Source organism: Burkholderia sp. Ac-20345 (assembly GCF_017104825.1).
Classification (GTDB): domain Bacteria; phylum Pseudomonadota; class Gammaproteobacteria; order Burkholderiales; family Burkholderiaceae; genus Burkholderia; species Burkholderia lata_B.
This window is the reverse complement of the sequence record NZ_JAAGPO010000226.1, coordinates 1-15,354: the sequence shown is the minus strand read 5'-3', so window position 1 is coordinate 15,354 and position 15,354 is coordinate 1. Positions and strand designations below refer to the sequence as shown.

Annotated in this window: 15 protein-coding genes and 1 pseudogene; 3 read left to right on the top strand and 13 right to left on the bottom strand. The window is 66.5% G+C overall.

Annotation, left to right across the window (positions count from 1 at the left end; translation table 11 throughout):
- Positions 1-578: urea transporter (locus G3O06_RS41255; protein ID WP_205819532.1), on the bottom strand; the 578-nt coding region annotated here is incomplete at its 3' end.
- Between the two features lie 256 nt (positions 579-834).
- Between G3O06_RS41255 and G3O06_RS41250 the strand changes: the two genes are divergently transcribed.
- On the top strand, positions 835-1,395 hold the full coding sequence (locus tag G3O06_RS41250; protein ID WP_205819531.1) for a putative glycolipid-binding domain-containing protein: 561 nt from the start codon (positions 835-837) through the stop codon (positions 1,393-1,395).
- On the opposite strand, the gene G3O06_RS41245 is transcribed toward G3O06_RS41250, so the two are convergent.
- From G3O06_RS41245 to G3O06_RS41225, 5 genes are all read right to left on the bottom strand, one after another.
- Entirely contained in the window at positions 1,350-2,267 is a 918-nt protein-coding gene (locus G3O06_RS41245; protein WP_174986719.1) for an alpha/beta fold hydrolase, read from the bottom strand. The two genes, G3O06_RS41250 and G3O06_RS41245, sit on opposite strands and share 46 nt — an antisense overlap.
- A 4-nt stretch (positions 2,268-2,271) precedes the next feature.
- On the bottom strand, positions 2,272-3,177 hold the full coding sequence (locus G3O06_RS41240; RefSeq protein WP_174916582.1) for a metal-dependent hydrolase: 906 nt from the start codon (positions 3,175-3,177) through the stop codon (positions 2,272-2,274).
- The gene (locus G3O06_RS41235) at positions 3,174-4,109 is read right to left on the bottom strand and encodes an SDR family NAD(P)-dependent oxidoreductase (protein WP_174916581.1); all 936 of its coding nucleotides are present in this window, start codon (positions 4,107-4,109) and stop codon (positions 3,174-3,176) included. Before G3O06_RS41235 ends, G3O06_RS41240 begins: the two co-directional genes overlap by 4 nt.
- A 21-nt stretch (positions 4,110-4,130) precedes the next feature.
- Positions 4,131-5,720, bottom strand: coding sequence for an NAD(P)/FAD-dependent oxidoreductase (locus tag G3O06_RS41230; protein WP_205819530.1), 1,590 nt, complete (start codon positions 5,718-5,720; stop codon positions 4,131-4,133).
- A gap of 246 nt (positions 5,721-5,966) precedes the next feature.
- Positions 5,967-6,638: a lysoplasmalogenase gene (locus G3O06_RS41225; RefSeq protein ID WP_205819529.1), complete on the bottom strand. Its 672-nt coding sequence runs from the start codon at positions 6,636-6,638 to the stop codon at positions 5,967-5,969.
- Positions 6,639-7,077: 439 nt separating this feature from the next.
- On the opposite strand from G3O06_RS41225, the gene speB reads away from it, so the two are divergent.
- A complete protein-coding gene (speB, locus tag G3O06_RS41220) occupies positions 7,078-8,046 on the top strand; it encodes an agmatinase (protein WP_205819528.1) in 969 nt (322 codons plus the stop codon).
- 247 nt (positions 8,047-8,293) lie between these two features.
- On the opposite strand, the gene G3O06_RS41215 is transcribed toward speB, so the two are convergent.
- A complete protein-coding gene (locus tag G3O06_RS41215) occupies positions 8,294-9,589 on the bottom strand; it encodes a citrate synthase family protein (protein ID WP_205819527.1) in 1,296 nt (431 codons plus the stop codon).
- A gap of 103 nt (positions 9,590-9,692) precedes the next feature.
- Between G3O06_RS41215 and G3O06_RS41210 the strand changes: the two genes are divergently transcribed.
- A complete protein-coding gene (locus G3O06_RS41210) occupies positions 9,693-11,126 on the top strand; it encodes a CoA transferase (protein ID WP_205819526.1) in 1,434 nt (477 codons plus the stop codon).
- A gap of 350 nt (positions 11,127-11,476) precedes the next feature.
- On the opposite strand, the gene G3O06_RS41205 is transcribed toward G3O06_RS41210, so the two are convergent.
- The 6 genes and pseudogenes from G3O06_RS41205 to G3O06_RS49400 form a co-directional block, all read right to left on the bottom strand.
- Complete coding sequence (locus G3O06_RS41205) at positions 11,477-11,701, bottom strand: hypothetical protein (RefSeq protein ID WP_174916596.1); 225 nt, start codon at positions 11,699-11,701, stop codon at positions 11,477-11,479.
- 276 nt (positions 11,702-11,977) lie between these two features.
- On the bottom strand, positions 11,978-12,181 hold the full coding sequence (locus tag G3O06_RS41200; protein ID WP_006485974.1) for a cold-shock protein: 204 nt from the start codon (positions 12,179-12,181) through the stop codon (positions 11,978-11,980).
- Positions 12,182-12,598: 417 nt separating this feature from the next.
- Positions 12,599-13,579 carry a sulfonate ABC transporter substrate-binding protein gene (locus G3O06_RS41195; RefSeq protein WP_205819525.1) on the bottom strand — a complete coding sequence of 327 codons (981 nt, stop codon included), beginning with the start codon at positions 13,577-13,579 and terminating at the stop codon, positions 12,599-12,601.
- Positions 13,580-13,702: 123 nt separating this feature from the next.
- Positions 13,703-14,542, bottom strand: a complete 840-nt coding sequence (locus G3O06_RS41190) for a MerR family transcriptional regulator (RefSeq protein ID WP_174916575.1) — start codon at positions 14,540-14,542, stop codon at positions 13,703-13,705.
- Between the two features lie 9 nt (positions 14,543-14,551).
- On the bottom strand, positions 14,552-15,112 hold the full coding sequence (locus tag G3O06_RS41185; RefSeq protein ID WP_174916574.1) for a GNAT family N-acetyltransferase: 561 nt from the start codon (positions 15,110-15,112) through the stop codon (positions 14,552-14,554).
- Positions 15,113-15,189: 77 nt separating this feature from the next.
- A pseudogene (locus G3O06_RS49400) lies at positions 15,190-15,354 on the bottom strand (LysR family transcriptional regulator); the annotation flags it as partial.

The window sequence follows — 15,354 nt, the reverse complement described above, 5'->3', positions numbered from 1 at the left end:
CGCGACGCGACTGCAAGGCCGGCGACGATCAACACGCCGGCCCATGCGCCTTGCGCGAAGGTGGTCTGGGCGATGCCTGAAAGAAGGGCATCGGCGGCGGAAACAAGCGTCAGCGCCGGGCCGGCCATCGTGCCGCTGGCATGCTGCAGCGCGACAAACGGTAGCCACAGCGCGGTGACGATGAGGCACGGGCTCGAATACGGGCACTGGCGCCAGCGAGTGAGCGGCACGCGCATCGCGCGCTGCACGAGCGCCGCGCCGATCGAGGCCAGCGGCACCAGCGCGACGGCGGTGAGTTGATGGCGCGCGAACAGCACGGCGATCAGCGCGGCGAGCGCGCCGTTGAAGCCGTGCAGCCCCTGTTCGACGTCGCGGCGCTCGGCGCCCGTCAGCACGGCCGTCATGCTGGCGGCGGCCGAGCCGACCAGCGCGGCGCTCGCGAGCCGCAGGTCGGTCAGCGCCAGCGCGGCGAGCAGCAGCGCGCCGGTGAGCGCATTCGCCTGCAGCACGATCTGCCCGATGCCGCGCAGCAGGATACGCAGGTCGATCGACGGCGGGACGGGGCGGGCGGTAGGCATGATGGCGGTGGAACAGGACGAGCCGCGAGCATAGGCCACAATCCCGTGCACCGGAATAGGGAATTCTGGATAGTCAGGATTTGTGGTCGATGCCCCGAAACGGTGAATGCAGAGGTCGATTCGCGCCCGAACGCCGGGCAGTTGGCACTGTCGGCGGGGTTACCCGTTTGGGAATCGAATCCCGGCGGTGGCCGGCACTTTCGTCGAGCGATCTGTGCCACGATGTCCCGCATCGGGAAAACCGGGAGGCGGAACGATGCGCGAAGTGCGATGGGCGTCGCTCGAAGGCGACGGGGTCGAACATCTGACGTTCGACCGGAGCGGCGGCGGGATCGCCGTCGAAAGCGCGGTGGTCGGCCAGCGGTACGGCCGTGCGTACGGGCTCGCGTATCGCGTCGAGTGCGACGCGCACTGGCGCGTGACCTATGCGGTGCTCAAGGTGATGGGCGGCGGCACGCTCGAGTTGCGCAGCGACGGCGCCGGCCACTGGCACGACGGCTCGGGCCGCGCACTGCCGGAACTCGACGGCTGCATCGACATCGACATCGCGGCGACGCCGTTCACGAATTCGCTGCCGATCGGCCGCCTCGGGCTCGCGCGCGGCGAGCGGCGGCCGATCGACGTCGCGTACATCTCGACACCCGACCTGAAGGTCACGCCGGTCAAGCAGGCCTACGCGTGCCTCGAGCCGGGCCGGCGCTACCGCTACGAAGGGATCTTCCGCGACTTCACAGCCGAGATGGAGATCGACGACGACGGGCTCGTGGTCGATTACGAGACGCTGTTCAGACGCCTGCCGGCGCCGGCGATGCGCTGAACCCGGGCCACGGCCGGGGCGAGCGCCGGCCGCTCCTGCGCGGACGCGAAGCGGTCGATTCGCGACGCGATCATGTCGGGATGGCGCAGCACGATCCAGTGCGTGCCGTCGATTTCCTCACGCACGTGGTCGCCGAGCCAGCGGTCGAGGTCGACCGACATCTCGGGCGTCACATAGCGGTCGCGCACCGGCACCAGGATCTGCACGGGCGCCTGCGCGTACCGTTCGCGCGGCTTGCGTGCCCGAGCGAGGAAGTTCGCGCGGTACAGCTGCAGCCCGTTCAGCGCGTTCTTCAGTTGCACGGGGTCGCGCTCGGCACGCACGCGTTCGGTGAGCTGCAGCCAGCGCGGCCACAGTGCCGCACCGCCGAGCCGCCATACCAGCGACGGCACGAGCGGCAGGTGGAAGAATGCGATGTACCACGACTTCAGGCTCTGCTTGAGCCGCATCTTCGCGCGGAACACGTGATCGAGGCACGGGCCCGAGATCGACGTGTACGACGCGATCCGGCCGCGAAACGCGGGGTCGGTCACGGCCTCCCAGCACTGGATCGACCCCCAGTCGTGGCCGACGAGGTGGAACGGCCGGCCGCCGCAGGTCGCGTCCGCCACCGCCTTCAGGTCGCCGGCGAGCCGTTCGAGCGTGTAGTCGGCGCGGCGGCGCGGCGCATCGGATGCACCGGCACCGCGCACGTCGTACGCGATCACGCGGTAGCGCTTCGCGAGCCGCGCGCGGATCGGCGCCCACACGGCCGCCGAATCGGGGTAGCCGTGCACGAGGATCAGCGGCGGGGCGCGACGCGACCCGCTTACGTAGACGGCGAGTTTCACGTCGCCGGACTGGACGGTCAGCATCTCGTGGGCGCGCGCCATGGCGTCATGCCTGCGGAACCGGGTGCAGCGGCACGCGGCGCGGGGCGGCTTGCGCGGCGTAGCGCGCATTGGTCGCGTCGATGTTCTCGAGCAGCGTATCGAGCCCCTGCAGGTACTGGTGATTGTCGTGGTCCCACGGGTGGAAGCCCGGGCGGAAGTAGTCGAGCCATTCGCGCGCGATGCTTGGAAACACGCCGTGCTTCGGGCTGTACAGGTACTTCACGAGGCGCCACATGCCGCCGAACTTGCCGTGTTCGCGACGGTGCGCGCGCATCAGGCGCACGTGGAAGTCGAACACGATGGTCCAGAAGAACACGGTCGTCGTCAGCATCGTGCCCGTGCGCAGCAGGTAGCTGCCGAGGCCCGGTTTCATCACGGTGGTCCATACGTCGTACGACACCGCCTTGTGCTCGGTTTCCTCCATCGCGTGCCACATCCACATCTGCTGGTAGCCTTCGACCGAGCCGTCGATCCGGTGCTCGTGGCCCGACAGCAACTGGTTCGCGAGGATCGCCGTGTAGTGCTCGAGCGCGATCGTGATCGCGAGCTGCATCGAATGCGGCAGCACCTTCTTGAACCAGCCGAGGATCGTCCACAGGCGCTTGTCGAGCTTGTGCGCGGGCAGGCCCGACGACTGCAGCAGGTCGTTGTATTCGATGTGCTCGCGCGTGTGCATCGCTTCCTGGCCGATGAAGCCGAGCACCTGCTTCTTCAGTTCGGGATCCTCGATCTGGTCGCGATAGTTGCGCACCGAATCCATGAAGAAGCGTTCGCCGGCCGGGAACAGCAGCGACAGTGCGTTCATGAAGTGCGTGACCGGCACGCCCTGCACGTGCCAGTCACGTGCGCGTTCGGGGGGCAGCGCGAAACGAATGTCGCGCCGCACGGGCATCATGTTCGGGGTCGTCATGATTGTTCTCCTCCCTGATTGCCTGCATTGTTGTAGGTGGCGTGCAGCGGGGCGGCCGCCGGCGTGCCGCGCGCGGCGTCGCGGCGGGCCCTCGCGGCCTCGCGGCGCGTCGCGAGCACGACGAGCGCCTGGTACGTACACGGCAGGACGCGCGCCATCCAGTCCCCGGCCTTCGCATCGCGGCCGATCAGCACCCGGCGCTTGTTCCGGCGTACACCGGCGAGTATCGTGCGCGCGGCGTCGTCGGCGGTCGTGATGAAGAACTTCTCGAACGTGTCCCGGCCTTGTTGCTCGCTCGCGACCATGAAGCCGACCATGTTCTTCGAGACGCGGCTGGCCTGCGCGATGTTCGTGCGGATGCCGCCCGGATGCACGCAGGTTGCCGACACGCCGCACTTCATCATGTCGAGTTCCTGGCGCAGCGATTCGGTGAAGCCGCGCACCGCGAACTTGGTCGCGTTGTAGCCGCTCATGCCCGGTTGCGCGAAGATCCCGAACAGGCTCGACGTGTTGATCACGTGGCCGTCGCCCGATGCCTTCAGGTGCGGCAGGAACGCCTTCGTGCCGTGCACGACGCCCCAGAAGTTGATGTTCACGATCCACTCGAGATCGCTGTATTCCATCCCCTCGATCGTGCTCGACAGCGCGACGCCCGCGTTGTTGAAGATCAGGTTGACCTTGCCGTGTTCCTTCGCGGTGTCGTCGGCCCACGCGAACATCGCTTCGCGGTCGCCGACGTCGAGCACGCGCGTCGACACGCGCACGTTCGGCGCGATCGTGCGGACGATCCGCTCGGTTTCGGCGAGGCCGACGGCGTTCTTGTCGGCGAGCGATACCTGGCAGCCGGCCTGCGCGAGCTGGATCGCGAGCGAGCGGCCCATGCCCGAGCCGGCACCCGTGATCGCGGCGACCTTGTTGGTGAAATCTCTCATGTCGGTTGCTCCTTGTCTGGCTCAGGCCGCTTCGGCGGACGTGGAAGTCGAAGCGGAAGCGGCGGGCGCGGTGGCGGGCCGCGCGCTCGTGTCGTGTTGCGGCGTGCGATACGCGTGGTAGTCGGCGATCGAGAAGTGCGCGGTCGCCTGGCGGAAACGCCACGTGAAGCCCGGCCACAGCGTCGTGTTCTTGCCGGTGCGCGGATCGAGGTACCAGCTCTTGCAGCCGCCGGTCGACCAGATCGCCTTCTTCAGTTTGCCCTGCAGGTCGCTGTTGAACTGCGCCTCGACGAGCGGGCGCACCTCGATCGCATCCGCATGTTCGCGACGCATCGCCTGCAGCGCACCGAGGATGTACTCGATCTGCGACTCGATCATGAACACCATCGAGTTGTGGCCGAGGCCCGTGTTCGGGCCGACGATCATGAAGAAGTTCGGGTAGCCGGGCAGCGTCGAGCCGAGATAAGCGTGCGCGCCGTCGCGCCATGCATCGACGATGTCGAGCCCGCCGCGGCCGACGATCGCGCCGCGCGGGAACGGATCGGCCACCTGGAACCCGGTGCCGTAGATCAGGCAGTCGACTTCATGGCGGCGGCCGTCGGTCGTCACGACCGCGTCGGCTTCGATATGGTCGATACCGGTCGTGATCACGTCGACGTTCTTGCGCGACAGCGCCGGGTAGTAGTCGTTCGAGATCAGCACGCGCTTGCAGCCGAGCGTGTAGTTCGGCGTGACGGTCTTGCGCAGCTCCGGATCGGGAATCTGCTTGCGGATGTGGCGCAGCGCGAGCTTCTGCACGTTCTTCATCAGCGACGGATGGATCGCGAAGCCGAGCACGCGCGATTCGAGCATCCAGTAGATGCTGCTGCGCACGGCCTTCTGCGTGAACGGCAGCGTGCGGAACAGCCACTTCTCGAGCCCGGTCAGGTTGCGGTCGGGCTTCGGCATGATCCACGGCGGCGTGCGCTGGAACAGCGCGAGTTCCTTCACGCGCGGCGCGATCTGCGGCACGAACTGGATCGCGCTCGCGCCGGTGCCGATCACCGCGACGCGCTTGCCTTCGAGCGCATAGTCGTGATCCCAATTCTGGGAGTGGAACGCGCGGCCCTTGAAGTTCTCGACGCCTGGAATCGACGGCAGCGCGGCGCGCGACAGGCCACCCATCCCCGATACCAGCACGCGCGCGGACAGCCGCTTGCCGTTCGCGAACGTGAGGCGCCAGCGTTGCGCGGCCTCGTCGTACTCGGCGCGCTGCAGTTCGTGGTTCAGGCGCAGGTGCGCGCCGATCCCGAAGCGCTGCACGCAGTCTTCCAGATACGCGCGGATTTCCGGCTGCGGCGCGAACATGCGCGTCCAGCGCGGGTTCGGCGCGAACGAGAACGAATAGACGTGCGATTGCACGTCGCATGCACACCCGGGGTAATGATTGTCGCGCCACGTGCCGCCGACCGACGCGGCCTTCTCGAGGACGACGAAGTCGGTTACGCCTGTTTGACGCAGGCGGATCGCCATCCCGAGGCCGGCGAAGCCGGTGCCGATGATGGCGATGTCGATGGTTTCGTCCAGGCCGTCGTGGCCGGGCGGACCGAAAGGCAACGTGCGAGCATTCATCCGGGTGTCTCCGATTTGGCTCATTTTCGAATGTTACATTGTTTGATGTAACGATAGTGGGTGAGCCAGGAAACCGCAAGAGGCTAGAAGCGGCGCTCTAAGGGCCGGAAGCCAGGCGGGAAAAGGCTGAGCGGGGTTTGGAACGGGCCGGTTTCCGCATCGCGGGATGCGCGGAAAGGGCCGTCGACAGGGCGAGAGAGGAAGCAGGCGAGACCGCCGGCACGCGGCGGTCTGTTTGAAACGGTATCAGGGACGGATCGATCGGGCGGCCGTCTCATGGAAAACCCCGGCCACGATCGTGACCTGCGCGAGCGCGTAGAGGCCCCAGATCAGGTAATCGATGCCCGGAAAGCCGCCGAGGAAGCGGCCGACGCCGATCAGCGTATCGGAGCCGACGAAGATCAGGCTGCCGACGGCCACCAGCGGGCCGCGCGTGCGGGCGGCGAGCGCGAAGCTCGCCATCGCGCACAGCACGAGCATGTAGACGGCGACCGGCGCCAGCAACTCGCCGAGGTGCGGAAGGAAGGCCACGTAGAACGCCGGCGCGGTGATCCACAGCCCGACGAGCGCGACGATGCGCCAGCCGTGCGGCCGCGCGCGCCAGCGCATGAAGATCGCGCAATAGCACAGGTGCGTGAGCAGGAACGCGCCGAGGCCGAGCACGAACGACAGCGGCCAGTCGGGCAGCGCGAGCAGCACGTCGCCGAGCACGGCCGTCACGAGCGCCGCGCACAGCCACGCGCGTTCGCGCGGCGCACCGCAGGTGCTGCCCGCCGCGAGCAGCAGGATCCCCATCGCGGCTTTCGCGACGGCCTGGCCGGGATAGGGCGCGGCGGCGAGCGACAGCCCGTACAGCAACGCGGCGACGACGGCGAGCGGCCAGAGCCGGCGGTAGGTGGCGGGAAGCGTGGCGATCAAGGCGGGTGTCTCCGGTTTGTTGTTGTCTGCGGTGGACGGCGCGCCGTCGAGGGCGCGGCTGTCGGCCATTATCCGGAAGAAAGGGCGAGCGAAAACCGGCGAATCCTTCTAGGAAACGACCGGGATCGTCGTCCACAGGATTGCCCGCCGGCGCCGCAATCCGGCGATGCCGGGTTCCGGTGCCGGACTCCGATGGCGGGGCATGGCCGCCGGATTTCTCCGCGCGTTGCCCCGGCTGAACCGGGGCAACGACTTCAATTCGGCTTGCTATGATCGCCGCGGTGTTGCCGTTCCCGTTGTGGTTGTTGCTGTCGTTGTCTCGCCCGGCCGCGCGACTGGATGCGCAAGCCGGTGCGTGCCCGATGAATCCATGCCGTGCCCGGCTCGTGCGCTCATGCGAAGCGGGGTCGGCCGGCCCCCCACGAAAACAGGTCCGACCATGACCGAACTTCTCCACGGCGACGGTGCGATCCGTCGCACGACGCCGTACGGCTCGTCGATCGAAAACACCTATGCGGGCGTGCTGTCGTTCATGCGCCGCAACTATTCACGCGAGCTCGACGGCGTCGACGTCGCGATCTCCGGTGTGCCGCTCGACCTCGCGACGACCTACCGCTCCGGTGCGCGGCTCGGCCCGGCCGCGATCCGTGCGGCGAGCGTGCAACTCGCGGAGCTTCATCCGTATCCGTGGGGTTTCAACCCGTTCGACGATCTCGCGGCCATTGACTACGGCGACTGCTGGTTCGACGCGCACAACCCGCTGTCGATCAAGCCCGCGATCATCGAGCATGCGCGCACGATCCTCGGTTCCGGCGCGAAGATGCTGACGCTCGGCGGCGACCACTACATCACGTATCCGCTGCTGGTCGCGCATGCGGAGCGCTACGGCAAGCCGCTGTCGCTGATCCATTTCGACGCGCACTGCGATACGTGGGCCGACGACGATCCGGACAGCCTCAATCACGGGACGATGTTCTACAAGGCCGTGAAGGAAGGGCTGATCGATCCGGCAGCGTCGGTGCAGGTCGGCATCCGTACGTGGAACGACGATTTTCTCGGGATCGAGCGGCTCGATGCCGCGTGGGTGCATGACCACGGTTCGCGCGCGGCGGTCGAGCGGATCGTCGACATCGTCGGCACGCGGCCCACGTACCTGACGTTCGACATCGACTGCCTCGACCCGGCGTTCGCGCCCGGTACGGGGACGCCGGTCGCTGGCGGGCTGTCGTCCGCGCAGGCGCTCGCGATCGTGCGCGCGCTCGGCGCGGTGAACCTGGTCGGCGCGGATGTGGTCGAGGTTGCGCCCGCATACGATCACGCAGACATCACCGCGATCGCGGCCGCGCATGTCGCGTGTGACTTGCTGTGTTTGTGGCGGCAGAAGAAGGTGGCGGGGGCGCTGAAGTAAGTCAGCATGCCGAGGATGCGCGTACCGCCGGTGCGGTGCGCGCGTCGTCGGATCGGTGCGCCGTGAGCTGTTCGCATGCCATGGGGCCGGCGAAAGCAGTCTTCGCGGATTTCCAGGAAGGGACCTTGCCGACCCGTTTCCGTTAGCGACTTCAGAGGAAAGTCATAGCGTGGCTGATTCCGTACGCCAACGAGGCGTTGGCGTGTCACCGATGATGTGCGCCGACGTCATCGCATCGACCGAAAAGCTATCGACTCCTGAAAAAAGCGGCAAGCATGTCGTCTTTCGGAGCGGCAGGTTGCGTTGTTTGCTGCTTTCCCGACCGTCCGCGGGATCGAGAATGACCCGGCCCGGCGCCGGTGTCGCCTGGCCACGTCCCCGTATAAACCGCACGCGGCCTGATGAGATCGGACTGCTCGCGCTGCTCCAGCCCGTGCGCGATCCAGCCGATCGAGCGGCCAAGCGCGAACAGGCCGAATGCGGCGCCGACGGGTAGCCGCAAATGTCTGCGCAGTGCCACCAGCGCGAGATCCAGCGAGGGTTTCTGGCCGACGAGCGCGCTCCCGGCATCGATCATCCTTTTCCATTGAGGATGACGCGGCAGGATCCGCGACAACAGATACGTCGCGCGCACATCGCCGTCGGGATAGAGCGCATGTCCGAAGCCCGGCAAGCCGTCTCCCCGGGCGAGACGCTCGCCCATTTTTAGCTCGATATCCTTATTACCCAGTTCGTCCCACAGTGCTTCGCCGCGCGCGGTGGTGGCGCCGTGCCGCTCGCCCGACAGACCGGCCAGGCCGCCGACCACGACGGCCCGCAAGCTCGCGTTCGTCGACGCAATGCATCGCCCCGTGAAGCTCGACGCGTTCAGTTCGTGATCCGCGCACAGCACGAGCGCCATCCTGATCAGTTCGGCGCCCGCAGGCCCGACGCCCCATGCCCGCGCGCATTGCACATGGATGGGTGCCGTATCGATCCGGGTTCGCAGCAGGCATGCCGCCAGAATCCGCACGAGATCGCCGCAGCCCTGCGCCTGACGATCGGCCGACTGATGCCAGATCGCCGTTGGTGCGTCCTCGCTTGCGACGGTGAAGAGCGGCAGCAGCGCCTGCTCGGCGCGTTGCTCGCCGTAGTGCCTGAAGAGCGTTCGCAGTACCGCAGGCGTCGCGGGGGCGCGACGGCCGAACGCGGTCTGCTCGTCGCATCGCCATAGCAGCGCGGCGACTTCCTCGAGACTCGCGCGGGCAGCGAGATCGAGTGCATCCATACCGCGATAGAAGAGCCGGCCAGCGTCGATCAACGTGATGCTCGATTCGAGCACGGGCGAGCCCCAGTTCAGTGCGGCTTTCGCCACTTCCTTCGGCTTGCGGCCGCGTGCGCGTTGATCCGCGAGCCGGTCGACATCGGCCGCGAGGTAGCGGCTTTCACGGTGACTGCCGCCCGGTTCCGCGCGAAGCAGGCCGCGGCTGACGTACGCATAGAGGGTTTGCCGCGAGACACCGAGCCTTGCCGCGGCTTCGGTCGAATTCAGGTAGTTCGACATCGTGCGCAGGGGGAATCGTTCGACAGGTTGATCAGGATAATCAACGTTGACAGCAAATGCGAGCGAGACGATCTTTGCCTCACCTAATTCATGCGAGGCGAACATGCGAGTCGATCAAATTTCGAGGGAATGGGCCGCGGCCGATGAGGATCGGGTGTCGCGTCATCTGCGGGCGTTCTGGCTGGCGGCGGGTGGGTCCCAGGCTTTCCTCGAGTCGTGCAGCTTCAGCGGATCGGGCGAACTGGTTTCGGCATTTCGCGTAACCGATTTGGCCACGGCGGCGATCGGCGCGGCAGGGGTGTCCGTTGCCGAATTGCTGCATGCATCGACCGGGGCGTTGCCGTCGGTTCGGGTCGACCGGCGCATGGCGTCGCTGTGGTTCGGCACGTCGCTGCGCCCGCAGGGCTGGAAGATGCCGCCTCAATGGGATCCGGTGGCCGGCAATTATCGGGCGCGTGATCGCTGGATCCGGTTGCACACCAACGCACCGCATCATCGGCAGGCCGCCTTGTCGGTGCTCGACTGTGCCGACGATGCACAGTCGGTCGCGCAAGCGGTGAATCGCTGGGATGCCGGTGCGCTCGAAGACGCGATCGTCGAGCGCGGCGGTTGTGCCGCGGCGATGTACTCGGCGCAGGAGTGGGCCGCGCATCCGCAGGGCAAGGCGGTCGCAACCGAACCGTTGCTGCATGTTCATGCCGCGACTGATGCCGTCGCGCATGACTGGCGGCCTTCGAAAGACCGGCCGTTGCGCGGCATTCGCGTGCTCGACCTGACGCGCATTCTCGCCGGCCCCGTGGCGACGCGATTTCTCGCGGGCCTGGGCGCCGACGTGCTGCGCATCGATCCGTACGGATGGGAAGAACCGGGTACGGTGCCCGAAGTCGTCCTCGGCAAGCGATGTGCGCGGCTGAACCTGAAGGATGCCGCGGATCTCGATACGCTCAAGCAGTTGCTGCGCAGTGCGGATATCGTCGTGCACGGTTATCGGGCCGATGCGCTGGCGCGCCTCGGGCTCGATGCGGCGCATCGGCGCGAACTGAATCCCGCGCTCATCGACGTGTCGCTCGACGCTTATGGCTGGACGGGTGAATGGCGTTTCCGGCGCGGCTTCGACAGCCTCATTCAAACGAGCACGGGTATCGCCGAGGCGGGCATGCGCGTGATGGGCGGCGATGAACCGGTGAACCTGCCCGTTCAGGCCATCGACCATACGACGGGCTACCTGATGGCGATGTCAGCCATCCGTGGGCTGACGACACGAATGAAACAGGGCGTCGGTACCGAGGTTCGCGCGTCGCTGGCGCGCACGGCGGCCGATTTGCAACTGCGGTCGGAGCCGATGAGCGAGGTGGTCGCACTGGTCGCCGACGGTCAACATGATCGTGTGGCACACGTCGAACCGACGTCGTGGGGGCCGGCATCCCGGCTTCTCCCGCCAGTGCAGATCGACGATGCACCGCTCCGATGGTTTTATCCGGCACGTGCGCTGGGTGCGTATGAGCCGGAGTGGTTGTCGTCGAACGACGATCTTTGAGGCGGTGCGATGAATTGGCGAGTGCCGGTGAGTGGCGGCGGGACGGGAGTCGGCCCGGCCACCGTGACGCATTTCGCTCGGCGCAATGCGCAGGCCGTCATCAACGGACGGCGCGCGAACGCGACGGAACACGCGACCGAAGCGATCGGCGGCGTGTTTCCCGATGCGAGTCCCGCCGTGCCGTGGCTGCCGATCTGGGCGTGCCAGGCCAGGTGGAACGCGTTCGGGATACGCGGGCAGGGTGGTTCGAGACTCGCGATATCGCGGCCAACGCGGCCGGCGGAGAAGGTGACGGCCACTGGCCGCCAGCGCGTTGTGTGCGTCGCTGGATCGATGGGCAGGCGTTGCCTTTAGCCGCGCGCGTCGACCCAGTTGCGTGCCCAGCGGGCCGAATGCTGCAACGCCTGCTCCTCACTCGTGAAGTAATCGAGCGAATAGAACTGGTAGCGGCCTTCGGTGCGTGCGCTGCCGGCGCGTTCAAGCAGCAGGTTGGAGGAAAAACTACCGTCGGGCAAACGATGCGCCGAGGGGTGAACGGCATAGCCGTTGTATTGTTGAATTTGTTTGTTCTGCATTTTAATTTTAATGATGTTCGAGTGCGCGCGTGCCGTGCCGAATGTGCACGGGTGCGCCGATTCAAAGCCATTGCGAGCTGAATCTGAAGCAGTCGTAAAGCGAAAAGGGTTTCGCAGCCGGAGGGCGAATGAAGTGCAACGAGGCGTGTGGCGCTTGGCGAGCTGCTGAATGAACCGATGCAGCTAAGAGCAATCGCGCCAACTTTGGGAGACCAGTCTCCGCGAGGATGTCGCTGCAACCCGGCGTCCGTTACGGGAGGCCGGGTCCTTCAAACTTTACAGCGGCTTGATGTTAGCCGCTTGCAGACCCTTCGGGCCTTGCTTCGTTTCGAAGCTCACTTTCTGATTTTCAGCCAGCGTCTTGAAGCCGTCGGCGCGAATTTCGGAGAAATGAGCAAACAGGTCGTCGCCGCCGTTGTCGGGCGTGATGAAGCCAAAGCCTTTGCTGTCGTTGAACCACTTGACGATACCGGTATCCATGAAGAATCCTTGAGAAAAAGAAAAATATGATGATTTGCTCTGTAAAAGAGCACGTGAAGCGTCAAGGAGGGAGAGGACAACGAATACCGCTGACGAGCGATCAATTGATGAACAGCAATCGGACTTCTTGAACTTCGACCGACACACTAACCGGTGGGCAGTGTGGCGTCAATCGCTATCTTGTAACAGTTTCACTTGGCGACCCGTTTTGCGGATGCAGCGATGTGGCCCTGCCTGGCTGCGCGCGCTACCCGGGACGACGCACAAGGTCGCCACGATAAACGTGAAAGCGTGACCCGCGCTCTGGCCGAACGCCGACAGTTCGTCCCGCGTTTCCCGAAAATTCGACAGGAACAAAAAAAGCCGGCGAGTTGTGCGCCCGTCGGCCGCTTTGACAAGTTGCGCGCTGCGTTTTCGCTACTTCGCCGCGAGCGCACTCTGCACGCTTTTATCGACCCATGCGTTGTCGGCCACGCTCAGCTTCTGCGGAATCAGCTTCGCCGCGTAAAACGCATCGGCGACACCTTGCTGGGCCGCGACGATCTTTTCGTCGAGCGGCACTGCGCCAAACGGGACGCGCTTGATCCACGTCTCGACGAGCGGTTGCGGCAGGCCGACCTTCGGTGCGATCAGCGCGGCCGTGTCGGCCGGATGCGTGTTGATCCACTGGCCCGTCTCACGCGCCTGCTTCAGGATCGCGCCGACCACGTCGGGATGCTGCTGCGCGAAGTCCCGCGTCGCTTCGTAGAAATTGTTGGTCGCCGAGAGGCCCGTGTAGTCGGACAGCGTGCGCACCTTCAGTGCATTTTGTGCGGCCGCATAGTACGGATCCCAGACGACCCACGCATCGACGTTGCCGCTCTCGAACGCGGCGCGTGCGTCGGCCGGCGCAAGGTACACCGGGCGAATTTCGTCGTAGCGCACGCCGGCCTTCTTCAGCGCTTCGAGCAACAGGTAGTTCGCGCTCGAGCCCTTCTGCAGTGCGATCTTCTTGCCGCGCAGGCCGGCGACCGAACGGATCGGCGAATCGGCCTTCACGACCACGGCTTCGTTGTGCGGCGCCGGCGGTTCCGCGCCGACATAGACGAAGTGCACGCCGGCCGCCTGCGCGAACACGGGCGGCGGCGCGCCCGTATAGCCGAAGTCGATGCTGTTCGCGTTCAGCGCTTCGAGCAGTTGCGGGCCGGCCGGGAATTCGAACCACTGGACGCCATAGCCGAGCGGCTTGAGCCGCGCTTCGAGCGAACCTTGTGCCTTGATGACCGACAGCAGGCCGGCCTTCTGGTAGCCGATGCGCACGACCTGACCGGCGCCGCCTTGTGCGAAGGCCGACGCGGCGGACAGCGCGAAGAGCGTGACGGCCGCGGTGCGGGCGATCCAGCGGGTGAAACGAATCATCGAACGGACTCCATGCAAAACGTCTTCGGGCGAGCGGCGGTGACGCTCGGTTGGAAGAATCGTCGCATGGGCGATCACGCCCGCAAACGAAGCATTGCCGATATCAATATGACGGCGGCGCGCCTATGCTTCGTCGCCGTCTTCTTTCGATGCCGGCGTGCCGGACTGCCGCGCGGCCTCGTCGCTGAGCTTCTTGTCGAGGATCGTCGCGACGCGGCCGCCGAGATACGCGCTCGCCGCGGTTTCCAGCGCACGGTTCGTCTCGCCTTCGACGAACACGGCCGCGAGCGGGCGCAGGCGCCAGATCGCGTCGACCAGTTCAGGCACGTCGGTAGCGGGCGGCAGCGTGTCGGCGTCGTAGCGGTCGAGCCGCTTCACGACGAGATCGACGAGCAGTCGTGCGATCGCGTCGAAATGCGGCCGCGCGAGGCTGATCACGTCGAGCAGCTCGCGCGGCGGGATGCCTTCCTTCGTCATCGCGGCCGCTGCCTCGAGCAGCGCGGGGCTCTTCGCGACGAACGACAGGCCGCGCCGTTCGAGCAGGCCGAGTTCGGTCACGCGCGACAGCTGCGTGGTCGCTTGCGGGCCGAACATCTGCGCGAGCGCGGCGACGGAATAGGTCTTCGGCAGTTCGTGCGACCAGCGGCCGCCGATCGCGTTTTCGAGGCCGAGGATCGAACGCAGGTCGTGGCCTTCGTCGATCGCCTTGATCAGGTCCTGGATGTTCGACAGCGTATAGCCGCGCGCGAGCAGGTGGTTGATCAGCTTGAGGCGCGCGACGTGCGTGTCGTCGTAGATGCCGACGCGGCCGCGCTTTTCCGGCGGCGCGAGCAAACCGCGATCCTGGTAGGCGCGGACGTTGCGCACGGTCGTGTCGGACACGCGGGCAAGTTCGTCGACCGTGTACTCGTTGCGGGAGTCCGGCGCCGCCTCGTCGGGTGTGGAATGAGTCTGTTTTGACATGCGGCCATTCTAGCGCGACGCGGGAGGCTCGGGCGAGACGGGGAGCGTGTTCGCGCCGTCGCCGAGCGGGCGCTGCAGCAGTGCCGTATCGATCCAGCGGCCGTGCTTGAAACCGGCCGCCTTCAGCATGCCGGCCGGCTCGAAGCCGAATGCGCGATGCAGCGACGTCGAGCCGCCGGTGCCGCCGTCGGCGATCACCGCGATCATCTGCCGCCACGGGCCGGCCTCGCAGCGTTCGATCAGCGCGGCGAGCAGCGCGCGGCCGATCCCGCGCCCGCGCTGCGCATCGTCGATGTAGATCGAATCCTCGATCGTGAAGCGGTACGCGCTGCGCGTGCGGTACGGCGTCGCGTACGCGTAGCCGGCCACGCGGCCGTCGCATTCGGCGACGAGGTACGGCAGCCCGTGGCGCAGCACCGCGTCGCGACGCGCGCGCAGTTCGGCGACGTCGGGCGGTGTTTCCTCGAACGACGCGACGCTGTGGTGCACGTGGTGCGCATAGATCGCGTGGATCGCATCGAGGTCGGCGTCGGTTGAATCGCGAACGACACAGGCGGGGGCGGTGGGCATGGCGGCGGGTCCGGCGCATTCAGAACGCAAACCGCTACTATGCCGGCCGTTGGAGCGCATGGCAAAGCCGCTGGCTACTACAGCCGGCCGTCCGCTGCGTGAACCGCATCGGCAATCGCGTCCGCGACACGCTGAACGCGCGGCGACCGGCGCACGTCCGGGTGGACCACGAGCCAGATTTCGCGCTCGATGTCGCAACGCGGCGCGGCCGTCAGTTCGACGAGCGGCGCGCCGGCGTGCGG

Bases quoted from the DNA above. Each gene is read 5' to 3' on its own strand.
- G3O06_RS41250 (WP_205819531.1), top strand. From the start codon at position 835: ATGCGCGAAGTGCGATGGGCGTCGCTCGAAGGCGACGGGGTCGAACAT.
- G3O06_RS41245 (WP_174986719.1), bottom strand. From the start codon at position 2,267: ATGGCGCGCGCCCACGAGATGCTGACCGTCCAGTCCGGCGACGTGAAA.
- G3O06_RS41240 (WP_174916582.1), bottom strand. From the start codon at position 3,177: ATGACGACCCCGAACATGATGCCCGTGCGGCGCGACATTCGTTTCGCG.
- G3O06_RS41235 (WP_174916581.1), bottom strand. From the start codon at position 4,109: ATGAGAGATTTCACCAACAAGGTCGCCGCGATCACGGGTGCCGGCTCG.
- G3O06_RS41230 (WP_205819530.1), bottom strand. From the start codon at position 5,720: ATGAATGCTCGCACGTTGCCTTTCGGTCCGCCCGGCCACGACGGCCTG.
- speB (WP_205819528.1), top strand. From the start codon at position 7,078: ATGACCGAACTTCTCCACGGCGACGGTGCGATCCGTCGCACGACGCCG.
- G3O06_RS41215 (WP_205819527.1), bottom strand. From the start codon at position 9,589: ATGTCGAACTACCTGAATTCGACCGAAGCCGCGGCAAGGCTCGGTGTC.
- G3O06_RS41210 (WP_205819526.1), top strand. From the start codon at position 9,693: ATGCGAGTCGATCAAATTTCGAGGGAATGGGCCGCGGCCGATGAGGAT.
- G3O06_RS41205 (WP_174916596.1), bottom strand. From the start codon at position 11,701: ATGCAGAACAAACAAATTCAACAATACAACGGCTATGCCGTTCACCCC.
- G3O06_RS41200 (WP_006485974.1), bottom strand. From the start codon at position 12,181: ATGGATACCGGTATCGTCAAGTGGTTCAACGACAGCAAAGGCTTTGGC.
- G3O06_RS41195 (WP_205819525.1), bottom strand. From the start codon at position 13,579: ATGATTCGTTTCACCCGCTGGATCGCCCGCACCGCGGCCGTCACGCTC.
- G3O06_RS41190 (WP_174916575.1), bottom strand. From the start codon at position 14,542: ATGTCAAAACAGACTCATTCCACACCCGACGAGGCGGCGCCGGACTCC.
- G3O06_RS41185 (WP_174916574.1), bottom strand. From the start codon at position 15,112: ATGCCCACCGCCCCCGCCTGTGTCGTTCGCGATTCAACCGACGCCGAC.